The sequence below is a fragment of the Pseudomonas sp. MDT1-16 genome, from assembly GCF_054898115.1.
Window position 1 is genome coordinate 3740613 of the sequence record NZ_CM142717.1, and the last position, 12754, is coordinate 3753366.

The 12754-nt window shown below is 53.5% G+C and carries 9 protein-coding genes; 3 read left to right on the plus strand and 6 right to left on the minus strand.

All coding sequences use genetic code 11. From position 1 onward, the window contains the following. Nucleotides 1–16: 16 nt before the first annotated feature. From ACYZT3_RS17010 to ACYZT3_RS17020, 3 genes are all read right to left on the minus strand, one after another. Nucleotides 17–1483: an FAD-dependent oxidoreductase gene (locus tag ACYZT3_RS17010; RefSeq protein WP_462030339.1), complete on the minus strand. Its 1467-nt coding sequence runs from the start codon at nt 1481–1483 to the stop codon at nt 17–19. Next, nucleotides 1480–1674 carry a hypothetical protein gene (locus ACYZT3_RS17015; RefSeq protein WP_462030340.1) on the minus strand — a complete coding sequence of 65 codons (195 nt, stop codon included), beginning with the start codon at nt 1672–1674 and terminating at the stop codon, nt 1480–1482. Before ACYZT3_RS17015 ends, ACYZT3_RS17010 begins: the two co-directional genes overlap by 4 nt. Before the next feature lie 140 nt (nt 1675–1814). After that, a complete protein-coding gene (locus ACYZT3_RS17020) occupies nt 1815–3191 on the minus strand; it encodes an oligosaccharide flippase family protein (RefSeq protein WP_462030341.1) in 1377 nt (458 codons plus the stop codon). Between the two features lie 95 nt (nt 3192–3286). Between ACYZT3_RS17020 and ACYZT3_RS17025 the strand changes: the two genes are divergently transcribed. Then, the gene (locus ACYZT3_RS17025; protein WP_462030342.1) at nt 3287–4810 is read left to right on the plus strand and encodes an O-antigen ligase family protein; all 1524 of its coding nucleotides are present in this window, start codon (nt 3287–3289) and stop codon (nt 4808–4810) included. A 5-nt stretch (nt 4811–4815) separates the two neighbouring features. Further along, a complete protein-coding gene (locus tag ACYZT3_RS17030; RefSeq protein ID WP_462030343.1) occupies nt 4816–7440 on the plus strand; it encodes a glycosyl hydrolase family 5 in 2625 nt (874 codons plus the stop codon). Nucleotides 7441–7515: 75 nt separating this feature from the next. Here ACYZT3_RS17030 and ACYZT3_RS17035 read toward each other — a convergent pair whose 3' ends face one another. Then, nucleotides 7516–9162 (minus strand): phosphoethanolamine transferase, encoded by a 1647-nt coding sequence (locus tag ACYZT3_RS17035; RefSeq protein WP_462030344.1) that lies wholly within the window; start codon nt 9160–9162, stop codon nt 7516–7518. A 200-nt stretch (nt 9163–9362) separates the two neighbouring features. Between ACYZT3_RS17035 and galE the strand changes: the two genes are divergently transcribed. Further along, the gene (gene galE / locus ACYZT3_RS17040) at nt 9363–10340 is read left to right on the plus strand and encodes a UDP-glucose 4-epimerase GalE (RefSeq protein ID WP_462030345.1); all 978 of its coding nucleotides are present in this window, start codon (nt 9363–9365) and stop codon (nt 10338–10340) included. Nucleotides 10341–10384: 44 nt separating this feature from the next. On the opposite strand, the gene ACYZT3_RS17045 is transcribed toward galE, so the two are convergent. Together ACYZT3_RS17045 and ACYZT3_RS17050 are read right to left on the minus strand one after the other, a co-directional pair. Beyond that, entirely contained in the window at nt 10385–11116 is a 732-nt protein-coding gene (locus ACYZT3_RS17045) for a CpsD/CapB family tyrosine-protein kinase (RefSeq protein ID WP_282376091.1), read from the minus strand. 68 nt (nt 11117–11184) lie between these two features. Then, nucleotides 11185–12753, minus strand: coding sequence for a GumC family protein (locus ACYZT3_RS17050; RefSeq protein ID WP_282376048.1), 1569 nt, complete (start codon nt 12751–12753; stop codon nt 11185–11187). Nucleotide 12754: the final 1 nt, after the last annotated feature.

A 12754-nucleotide genomic window follows, 5' to 3' on the forward strand; every position in this document is an offset into this window, starting at 1 on the left:
CCACAAATGCGTCCACTCAGGAATACCTGCCCACCACCGGGCCCATTTGATGGTTAAGATAATCCGCCAGCCGTAGAGCAAGCTGCAAAAGAGGCATCGTGGGGTTACAGGCACCGCCTGTAGCGAAGACACTGCTGCCCGCAACGTAAAGATTCTCGACACCGAACACTTTGCAGTTCTCGTCGACAACGCCAAACTCAGGCGACGTCGACATCCGTGTGGTCCCCATATGATGAGCATGGGGATTGACCTTCAGGCGCAAATCGACGTCATACACGCATTCTTCCAACTTGACAAAGCCCAGCCCTGTGTCAGCAAAACACTTTGCCACTTCGAGCCCGATGGACTTGATGGTATTTCTGTCTTCGGGGCTTAGTTCCCAATGAACGTTTACCTTTCTCATCCCTAACGCATCTCGCTCGTCCAGCAACGAGAGGCGGCTATTGGGGTTGGGAAACTGCTCGATCAGCGTGCCGAGCACCCCATCCCCAGGGCAATTGAACTTGGCAATAAATTCAATCTTGTGCGCCGCACCCACTTCGCAGACGAGGTTCTCGAAAAAGCTCTTGATGGCAGCCATTCGCCCATAGGATTTCACTTCAGCTACAAGCGAGGCCGTCACATTCCCTTTACCTGACCTGTGCTCCATCACGAATGCATCGGTCGTGAAGTACTGTCGAGCATCGGTACCCTGCCCGTCTTTCAGGATGAAGGTACCCAGATCGACGTTCAGGTGTTCCATGAAACATCTACCCGCGTAACCATCCTTGCTGACGATACCGCCAGCTGCCAGGGACTCACTGTTGAGCAGTTGCCTGGCATTCTCGATCGCGCCCGTCGCCAAAATGAATTGTTTTGCCGTGACTCGCTCTCGATGCAGTTCGTAGTCCGAGACGACCACTGTCGCTATGCTGCCGGTCTTGCTGTCAAACTCAAGATCGACACAGTTGCAATTGATGAAGACATCAAGCCCCTCGGTCTCATTAAGTTCCTTGGCATATTTTTGTGCAAATCGCGTCGGCGGGCTTAGCAGGAAACGATCAGCTTCAAATTCGACGCCGTCCAAAGTCGCATTGATAGCCTTGAATCCAGAGAGCGGCGGAAGATCTACAATATCCATGGCCGCCGGCAGATTACGCTCCATCTCGGAATACGCGATGGGCCAACCGGGTAAGCGCACCGGAGGGCCCACGGTAAAGTCGGACGGTTCAAAGGGACGGCATCGCCCGGCCCAGTGATTGGAGGTCCCGCCAAGAAAGCGCAAGCGTGTTTCCTCAGCGTAGACCTCGAGGCCTGACGATGAGACCTTGTAGAGGTTTTGCGAGGCCGGTGAATACTCGTGCCCACCGCCCTCGACAAGCACCACACGCCGACCATTACCGGCTAAACGCAAGGCCAGCGTAATGCCGGCTGGGCCCCCACCGATGACGCAGACGTCATAGTGGTCGCGGAGCTCTTTCTGCGATTGGTAGTCTTTGATCATGCTTGTGTTTGCCGAAAATGCTGGGCAGGCAGCACCCATCCGTTGATTACAACAAACTCGGATTTAGCAGCAGAAGGCCGAGCAACGGCTTTGGAAAAGCCGAACATAAACCCCCCAAGACTCAACAGGACAAATGCCTGGAGGAAGCCTCTGCGACCGTTCACAGAGGTATTCAAATCAGTTTCTCTCATGATTCAAAGCTCCACGACATCGAGATTACGCTGGAAATTTCAACTGCACATCAAGGTCACATTTTTTTGGCGGCCGCCATCAACACCTCAATGGCGACGCTGTGCCACAGCTTTGGAAACATCAAGAGAAATAGATCAAATCAAAGCCAGTTAGCAATACTCGTCAACAACTCCCCACACAAAGCCCCCACCGCCAGCATTGGCAGTACTACCAGTTCACGCTTGAGATTGAACAGCCCCAGACGACAATTGACATAAAAAACCAGGATAAGCGTAGGAAACGTATATAAGGCTGCGCCCCAAATCGCATATTCGACCCCGCCAATCGCCAGCAGCAGAGGCAGCAGCACCCACAACGCGACCGCGCGAATAATGTTATCCATGGCCTGGTATTTTGTGTGCCCCAAGGCAATCCAGACCTGATGCGCCAGCATGTAGCGCATTGTGAAAAAAGAGAGTGAAAGAATGGCCATCATGTTCCCGGCCTGGGCGTAACGCTCATCGTACAAAACGCTGATGAGCAGTGGACTGCCAGTCAAGAACAGTCCACATAAAAACAGACAGGCAAGATCGATCATCAATTTCAAGCGGTAGTACAAAGCCTGGAGCCGTACGGTGTCATTAGTTCTTGAGGCCTCACTGAAGGCCGGCAAGGCCACGGCCCCGAATATCTTTTGCAACCCAAGCTGAACAGCTCCCAAGATCAGCACGGCAATGGAGTAAACGCCCAGTTCACTGGTCGTCATGCTGCCGCCGAACCAGATACGATCACCGTACATGGCCAATACGCCCACTGCCGACGACAACAGTATCCAACGGCCGAAGCCGACTAATTCCTTGAGCGCAGAACGTTCCCACTGCAGACGGTTAGGCGGGCCCTCGAACCAGAAATGCCCCACCAGCGTGCTGACCATCGCTGAGACCAGACCCGCAGCCACCAGTGACCAGATGGACCTGGTGAAGTAACCGATGCCCAGCATCACCAACAGCCCGGTGAGCTGGGACGCAAACTCGGTGAGTACCACTTTCTTTTGCTGGAAAGCGCGCACTGCCAGGTCGATTTTCGTCGACTGAAAACCAGTGATGATTGCCGAGAAACTGGTCACGGCCAACACCAGCGGCAACTCGGGTGCGGCGTAGGTGGAATTGACCGGCCACAGATTGTGGGTCTGTGCAAACCAGGCGAGGGCCGCGAGGAGAAGTGTCGAAGCAAAAAGGATAAAGCCGCGCACGATCTGCACGGTCCAGATGGTATTGAGAAACACCGGATCGTCGCCACGCGGACTCTGAATAATGTTCTGGCGCAAGCCGACGTCGGAAAGCAAGTGCAGAACCAGCGAAACGGTGATGGCGATCATCATGATGCCGAACATCTCCGGCATCAGCAGACGGGCCATTATCAGGTTGCCGCCCAAGCGAAAGGCTTGAGACGTAACCAGCGCCCCGAGATTCCATGCCCCAGCAGAGATCGCTCGCTTACGAAGGCCCAACGATGGCGACAAATCAACTAACGACATAACATCATCCCCGGACTCAATGGCTCAAAAGGAACTATAGTCGCCTTTGGCCATTCCACTAGCCGTCGCTCATCAATCAATAAGTCCAATCATCCATGCCTGAGCACTTCCGAGCGTTAATCGTCATTCTGGTCCTTGCCGGCATCGTTTTTGCCATGGCACGTCGACCAGCAGCAGACCTGATTCCCGACCGTGATTTCACTCGTCGGCGCAATCTGTGGTTCGTATTGACGCTACTGGCCTTTGTTTCGCACAGTTTCTGGGTGTACGCGGGCATTGCCGCGATCGTTTTGACCTTCGCACGAAAAAGCGAACGCAATCCCGTGGCGCTATTTTTCCTTCTGCTGTTTCTCATCCCGCCGGCCCCGGCAGAAATTCCCGGCTTCGGCCTGATGAACTATTTTTTTACCCTGAACCATGTTCGTCTACTGGCACTGTGTGTGTTGCTTCCGGCTTTTTTCGCTCTGCGCAGGCGAGCAGACACGGTCCCTTTCGGGCGCACCTGGCCTGACAAGCTGTTAGCCGCCAACATCGTGCTGACGAGCCTGCTTTACCTGCGAGACACCACGGTCACCGACACCTTGCGCCAAATGCTCTACCTGTTCATCGAAGTTTTTTTGCCTTACTACGTTGCCAGCCGGGCGCTGAAGAACCTCAGCGACTTCAAGGACGCTCTGTTCGGTTTTGTACTCGCCGCCATGGTGCTGTCGCTTATAGGTCTCTTCGAATTTTCCAAGCACTGGCAGCTGTACAGCGCGGTTGTCAACGCCATGGGCATGCAATGGGAGTCCGGCTACTTGAGTCGTGGTGGCTCATTGCGCGCCAGCGCCACCACCGGCCAGGCCATTGCGCTGGGCTTCGTCATCAGCGTGGCCATCGGCTTTTACCTGTACTTGCAGGAGGATGTACGTAGCAAATTGCAGCGCAGCCTCGGCGCGCTGTTGCTCGCCGGTGGTCTGTACGTGCCGCTGTCGCGTGGACCCTGGGTCGGCGCAGCCGCCATGATCGTCGTGTTCATCGGCACCGGCCGTAAAGCGGTCAAACGCCTGATGCTGCTGGCGGCTGCCGGGGTGCTCGCCCTTCCCTTGCTGGCCGTCGCGCCGGGCGGGCAAAAAGTGCTTGATCTGCTGCCGTTTATCGGCACGGTGGAAGTAGAAAATATTACCTACCGGCAGCGCTTGATTGATAACGCCGTGATCGTTATCCAGCGCAACCCTTGGCTGGGTTCTTTCGATTACCGCAGCACACCGGAAATGCAGTCCTTGACTCAAGGCCAGGGGATCATCGATATCGTGAACACCTATATCGGCGTAGCGCTGTCGTTCGGTTTGATTGGTTTGACGCTTTTCGTGGTTTTTTTCGTCAGTGTTCTGCAGGGCATCCGCAAGGGGATGCGTTCGTTCCCCAACGAAGACGATGAGGCACGCCGACTCGGACGTGCACTTCTGGCGACGCTGGCCGGGATCCTGATCACCATCGTTACCGTTAGCAGTATCACGGTGATCCCTGTGGTGTATTGGTCGGTGGCTGGACTGGGAGTTGCCTATGCTCAGATGGCGCGCAGGCTCAAGCACACTTCAACTGCAGTCACTGCGAGTGCCAACCTTCAACTCAGGTAATTCCAATGACCACTCTGTTTCGCCGCACTCCTATGCAGCTCCTGGTTCTCCTGTGCCTTGTTGTTTGGCCGTTCAGGACCTGGGCGTCGGACTGGGTCGTCAGTGTGGATGAGCGCAACGGCCTGCCAATGCTGGTGCGTGGTGGCAGTCCGGTAGTTGCTACGACATTCTCGTTCTTTGGGAAGAGCTGGGACTGGACGTATTTGCAGACCGAATTCAAGGTCAACACCCCTTATCGATACTCCCTTGCAGGCAAAAACAAAGCGCTGGATTTCGACTTGACTGCGCAGATTCAGAAGCAAGACGAGCATAAGTTGACCTGGAACTTTACCCTGGATGCACACAGCATGAAGTGGGGCGTGTCAGGTGGCGGCATCGTCTTCACGTTCGACCCCGCCCTTTTCGCTGGAGAAATGGGCGAGCCCACTTTGCTACCCGACAACCGCGGCTGGTCCTGGGGCAGTGCACAAGGGCGACGCATCGAAATGCGCTTCGAGCCCGCACTGGCGAGTGTGTACTTCGAACCGGGCGATAAATCCGAGGTGCGTGCTTTTTTCTACAAGAACACGATCAAACCAGGCCGCCAGGATTTCACAGCCACCTTGAGCGTTTCTGGCGATGTGGCGGTCGGCCCAACCAGTACCGAGCGCTTCGGGCTGTCGGACCCAAAGAGCTGGCCGACTGACAAGCTCGACTGGAAAACCTCGCCGGTCGACCTGTCCTTTCTCAACGCTCAGGAAAAACCTGCAGGCAAGCGCGGCTTCATCAAAGCCTCCGGCGAGCAATTGTTATTTGCGGACAACACTGCGGCGCGTTTCTGGGGCACCAACCTTTCGGCCTACACGCTGTTCCTCACGCCAGACGATGCAATCAAGCAGCAGGCCAAACGCCTGTCGGCACTGGGCTTCAATCTCGTACGACTGCACCACCATGACTCGCCTTGGGTCTTCCCGAACATCTTTGGCGACGGCAGGCTCACGCGTAACACCCAGCAACTGAGCCCGGAATCGCTGAAAAAAATCGACTGGTGGATCAAGTGCCTGAAAGACGAAGGCGTTTATGTGTGGCTTGATATGCACGTCCAGCGAGTCTTTACTGAAAACGACAACATTTATGGCTTCGATGAATTGCCAAAAGAAGAGCAAAATTTTGCCTATCTCAAGGGCTATTCCTATGTGAATCTCACCATTCAGAAAGCCATGAAGCGCACTACCGAAGCCTACATGACCCATGTAAACAGCTATACCGGTCTCGCCTACAAAGACGACCCGGCGATCGCCGCCGTACTGATAACCAACGAAAACGACGTCACCCGCCACTTTGGCAACGCCCTATTGCCAGACAAGAACGTACCAAAGCACAACAAAATCTACATGGCCGAGGCCGAGGCCTTTGCCAAGCAGCACAATCTATCGGCAGACCAGACCTGGCGCGCCTGGGTGCCAGGCCCCTCCAAGCTGTTCCTTAACGATCTGGAGCGACGTTTCAACGTCGACATGATTCAACACCTGCGTGGAATAGGCGTGAAGGTCCCCATCGCCACGACCAGCAGCTGGGGCGGCGATAGCCTGAACTCCTTGCCGGCCCTTACCGCCGGCGACGTAATCGACGTCCATAGCTACGGGGGCTCGGGACAGATAGAGAAAAACCCGCTCTACAGCGAGGGCATAGTGAATTGGATTGCCGCCGGCCAGGTCACCGGCAAACCCTTGACCGTCACCGAGTGGAACAATGAGCCCTTCCCGACACCAGACCGTCACTCGCTGCCACTCTATATCGCCGGCACCGCCCGCCACCAAGGCTGGGATGCACTAATGCAATATGCCTACAGCCAGGAGCCACTGGGGGGCGAAGGGATGAGTGCCGACAACTGGCACGCCTATAACGACCCTGCAATGCTGGCCACTCTGCCCGCCGCCGCCTTGCTTTACCGCCGTGCAGACGTTCGCGAAGCAACAACGACCTACGTCTTCGCGCCGACGCCAAGCACCCTGTTCAACCACATGATCACACCGGCCAACTCTGCTCTACTGCGCACAGCCATGGAGAAAGGCAAGCTGGAAATCGCGATGCCACAGACGCCGGAATTGCCCTGGTTGCAACAGAGCGTTATCCCAAGCAATGCACAGGAATTTCATGACCCTGACCAGTCGCTGCTGGACGCCAATGCCAGCGAGTCCACGACAGACACGGGTGAGCTAAAGCGCAACTGGAAACAGGGCATCTACACCATCAATACACCGCGTACCCAGGCCGCTACCGGCTGGATCGGCGGTGAGTCGATCAGCATTGGCAACATTCAGGTTCAAGTGAAGACCGCCAACGCCAGTGTGGTAGTTCAGAGTCTGGACGACGCGCCTGTGGGCCGATCGCACGATTTACTGATTTCGTTAGGCACCCGTGCCATCCCCCAAGACGACAAAAAAATACCTTTTTACGTTGAGCCCCTCGAGGGCACGCTAACCATCCAGGCGCCGCAAGGCTTGACACTGTTCACCCACGGCATTCTGGGACAAATGAAGAAGCTGCCCGCGACCTACCTTGATGGCCGCTATACAATCAAGTTCGACGGCTTGCAGGCGTCGAACTGGTTGTTTTTGAAAAAAGGCGTCACGCAAGCACAACCTTAGGCGACGCGCAGCCGACCCCTGCCAATACAGCATCATCACGCACGCCGGCGAGCCAGTAACTAGCCCGAGGGTTGCTTAATAGGTGTCAAAATCAAACGATGGAACATAGCCTGCGCCGAGCAGATGTGGACATTTCGACGATACAAAATCATCACTTAATAAATCATCCGAACTTTTATACTTGCTCGTGAAAACCCCTGTGATATTTAAAAGAGTATGAGGCAAGGATGATATGCTGATTTTCTGACTTTCTCTTTCCCTCAGCTTTAAAAGCTTGAGCGATTGCGGGCTTGAAATATTATTGGATGCCCAGATAAATGCCGAAACCGGGAGGTCATATTTATTGCCAATTCCATGACCCAAGAGCCCTCGACTGTCATCCATCATGTTTTCACCATGATCCGACGAATAAAACAAGACAGATGGTTTTTTGCTTGACTTCAACTGATCAATAATTGTGCTCAATAGCCAGTCCGTATACAAAATACTATTATCATATTCCGCGGTGATTTTGTCTTTGAAGCTGTTTGTTGACGGCTTGAATTTATCGAAATGTTCTGGATACCGGCGTGAATACTCGAAATGACTACCCTTGACATGAATAAATATGGCTTTCTTTTCTGTATCGCTTTTCTTTAGTATTTTTTTATATTCTGAAATCAATGCTCCATCATAGCTTCTCTCAAAATATTGACGGTATTGTGCCTCTGCTGCTATTTGTGGAATTATTCCGCCAAAGCTATCAACCTCCTGTACAGACAACCAATAGGTCATGTACCCGGCTGCGCGATATATACTCACCAATGATTTGGTTGACGCAATGGCGTCCCAATCCGATATAGGCTCAAGGCTCAGCATTGAAGGAACCGCGAACGAGGTATAGGGGGCTGTCGTGCAGATATTATTAAACTTGAAAATCCCCGCCTGCTTACCGAGATTCGGGGTTGTTTCCTTGTTATAACCGTAGAGGGACCAGTTGTGCGGCCGTGATGACTCACCGATCACAAAAACAATGGTTTCTATATTTGATTGATTCGACAGGCTGGTTATTTCTACATTAGATTCTCGACGGCGCTTGATAAGTTTCTCCGTCCCCAAATACAAGTCTGCAGTCAGGCCAATTTGCGATAAATAGCCTATTGGCGTGCTTTGATCTTTTGCAAGGAGATCCATGACTGCAGATTTCCCGAAAGAATTAAGCTTGACGGTTTTATAAAAATACGCCCCATACCCCACTAGCAAGGCGCTAACAACCAGAACAAAAATACCTTTGTTTTTATATAATTCGCGCTTATGCAGGCCTATTAATCCAGCCCCATAGCAAAATATGAAAATCACCAAAACGATACTGATGGACCGCCAGTAGGTCGGTAGAAACTCGCTTGCCTCCTGATGGTTTGTCAAGCCAATAAACATATAGGCAGCTGTTAATCTCGAATCAAAATTTAAAACCAAAAAAAGATCAATAGTTGCTGCCAAATAGAACGGCAGTAGAAGGATGTGAACCTTGAATTGATTGGATGAAATAAATCTAATTGCCAAAAGCCATAACACCGACATGCCAAGGGTGTAAAAGACTAACAAATCAATTTTAGAGTATTGATAGTTTGTTAGCGTTCTAACAGTCAACGGTGATAGCAGATATGACCACAATACTAAATTTGGCCATTCTGCTTTGAATATTTTCAATGAGTAATCGATAATTTTGGTGGAGTTTTTCATTTGATCGTTATTCTCGCAGGATACCCATATGCTTCCTCAAGGGTAGCTCCAATTGGCGCGCTCGCTGTATCTTGTTCAAAATATTCTCTCCTTTGGCGTTCCAAACGTAGCGAGTCTCGGCTATTAATGGTCAGGCGGATCGCACTGACGTTGCAATTTGGGCTTGCACAGCAATAGTGTCCAGGAAATCGGAGATCAGGATGAAATTTTTGGTGGTGGGTGGCGCGGGCTATATCGGCTCGCACATGGTTAAGCAGTTACTGCGCGCAGGTCACGACGTGGTGGTGGCAGACAACTTTTCCACAGGCCATCGCAGCGCCTTGGCGGGCGGAAAATTGGTCGAACTAGACATAGCCGACGCGCAAGCCCTGGACGCCTTGTTTGCCTCGCAACACTATGATGCCGTGTTTCACTTCGCCTCCTTTATACAGGTGGGCGAATCCGTGACTGAACCTGCCAAGTATTACCAAAACAACTTCGCCGCCACCCTGACGTTGCTACAAGCCATGGTTCGTGCGGGCGTTAAAAACTTCATTTTTTCCTCGACCGCCGCCGTCTACGGTGACCCGGTGTACGTACCGATCGACGAGGAGCATCCCAAGGCCGCGATCAACCCTTATGGACGCAGCAAGTGGATGGTGGAGCAGATGCTTGAAGATTTCGACCGCGCATATGGACTGAAATCGGTCTGCCTGCGCTACTTCAACGCCGCTGGAGCAGACCCTGAAGGACAGTTAGGTGAACGCCATGAACCGGAAACCCACCTGCTACCCTTGATCCTCCAAGCAGCCTCCGGACGGCGCGCAACCGTCACCGTCTATGGCCGTGATTACGACACGCCCGACGGCACTTGCATTCGTGACTACGTCCACGTTGTCGATCTCGTTGCAGCTCACGCACTTGCCGTGGATTATCTGCTGGCAGGGGGTGCAAGCACGGCGTTTAACCTCGGTAACGGTCAAGGTTTCTCAGTACAGCAAGTGATAGATAGCGCGCGCTACGTGACCGGCCGGGATATCTCTGTCAGCGAAGCGCCCCGCCGCGCTGGCGACCCACCACGCCTTGTGGCCAATCCCCAGAGGGCCACCACATTACTTGGCTGGCAACCGCAGTTTGGCTCACTTGAACAGATAGTGGCGCACGCCTGGAGCTGGGAGCAGAAGTACCCTTGGCAATGAAAGTCGGCGCTAGTCAATAGCGCCGATCTCCTGAGGGTGATGCTCTAGTAGTAAGAGCGGTTTTCGGGCTCGGCTTTGTTTAACACCGTGCCAATCAGATTGGCTGTCCCAAGATGATGCAGACTTTCCTCGATCTCTTTCTTGCTGTTCAATCCATTAGCGACCACGAGCAGGACGCAGTCGAACTTGGGCAGGACGTTAATCACATCATCCGAGCTCAACAACGGCGGCAAGTCGAAAATCACGATGCGTGAGTTGTAGCGCTCACGCAGATCAGCAATCAAATGGCTCACTGCGGGCGATGACAGCACCTCGGTGGAGAGAGGAATCGGCTCACGCGTCGGCAGGACCACAAAGCGCGGCAAGGTCGGATTGACCAGTACATCTTGCAGATCAGCTTCATCTGCCAACAATTCATTAAGCGATTTATCCATCGGCAGACCCAGATACTCACCCACCTTCGGACGACGCAAGTCGAAGTCCACCAGTAACGCCGTCTTGGTCGTGTGATGCGCGATACTCATTGCCAGGTTTATAGCCAACACCGTCTTGCCTGCCTCCGGAGTCGGCGAGGTGATGGCGAGCGTGCGCCAGCCATTTTCTTCCATGATTTTTAGAACTTGTGTACGCAGCAGATCGAAAGCCCCGCCCATAGTCGAGTTCTTGTTGTAAGCCACAATGCGGTTGCGCTCAAGGTGCTCTGGCCGCAAGGGTACAACCTTGGTTTGCACATAACTGAGCGCATTCAGACCTGTGGACTGCGCGGTCGGTGTCATGGCTTTTGACGAGGTCTGTTGCTCGGCTTTTTCGGTATCGGGCTTGATTATTTCCATGGCTATATTCCTTATGCAAACCGGCCCAGAGCTTTAAACATCAGAAGATCCAGAGGCATGTAGAGCACGTGCAGGAGCACCAGAAAGATCGCGATTATCGCGACTCCACAGACGATCAATAACGTTCGCCACTTCCTGCGGCGTGCCAGTTCAGCCTTGGTCTGAATATAGGGAATGGAAACCAATACGCGTCTGCCCAGCACGCTGGCCAAGGCCGCGGCACCACGCACACGCTGACTCATCATCTCGAGGAACATCACCAGTGCGCCAGCACCCACCGGGGCAAGCAGGAAGCCCATGGCAACCACTTTTTTTCGGTTCGGCCGTACCGGCTTTTCGGGCATCAGCGGTAACTCTAGAACAACAAAACGCTCGGCTTTGTTTTCTTGCTCCAGGCTTTCTGAAATTTTCGCACCCATTTCCTTCGTGCGAATCTCCTCATATTTTTTACGCGCGTTTTCATGGTCACGCATCACCGTGACCAAGCCGCGCTCGACTTGCGGCGTCTCAAGAATCTGCGCCTCGTAGTCGGCTATTTTGTTGAGTATTCCCTGCTTTTGATCGGCCAGCGACTTGATACGTGCTTCTGCTGCGAAGATCCGCGCCTGGGCCTTTGCAACGTCCAGACTGACCGAAGCCGCTGCACCACCAGCACCAACACCTTTGCCAGCCCGAAGTGCAGCAATTTTGCGTTTGACGGCACGCACGTCGGGGTGAGCTTCCGTATACAGCAACAGCAACCTGGTGTACTCCGCTTTGAGGCTACCCAGATCCTGTGGTTTATCAACTGCCGCACCGGGCGCTCCAGGCTTGGTCGCTAGCCCGGCATTCGCGGCGGAAAGCTCCAACTCATTGAAGCGCAACTCCTCACGGGCAGTTTTGTAGTCACGGTCGACCTCTTTAAGCTCGGTTTCGGCGCGCGACAACATATTCATGCGCAGCTCCTGATGCTCGGGCAGCGCGTTGCTGTGTGCCTGCTTGAAGTCCGCCAACCGGTTCTCCAGGGCTTCCAGCTCCACCCTGAGCTTGTCCGCCTCCTGCGTCAGAAACTCTGTGGTTTCACTGGCGCGTTCGGTGCGCTGCTTGATGTTTTCATCCAGAAACAGCGTTACCAGCTCGTTGGCAACTTTGTTCGCAATCTCTGGCTGCCTGTGCTCAAAGCCAAGACGGAAAGCAATCGTCACCTCTCCGCGCCCCTTAACGACAGCACTGACCAGGGAGACTGTAATCGCATTGCGCATTTCATCGATCTTCTCGGTAACGCTCAGATGCCGGCTTTGCGTAGCAAAAAGATTGTATTTGTCGATGATCCCTTCCAGATGCTCACGGGTCATCACGCGCTGACGAATGACTTCGATGCGCTCATCGGCAAAGGTATTGTTGTTGGCCGCCACCAAGTCGGGCGAAATCTGCTGAGACTCCACCAGAATCGTGCCGGATGACTCATAGGTAGGTGGGAGAGATATCGCGACCGCTATGCAAACGCCGAGTATGACCACGAAACTCAGGATCAACAGCAGCGCATGGTGCTTGATGATAGCAATGTAGTCGTTGACCGACATTTCGTATTCAGAGGCCATA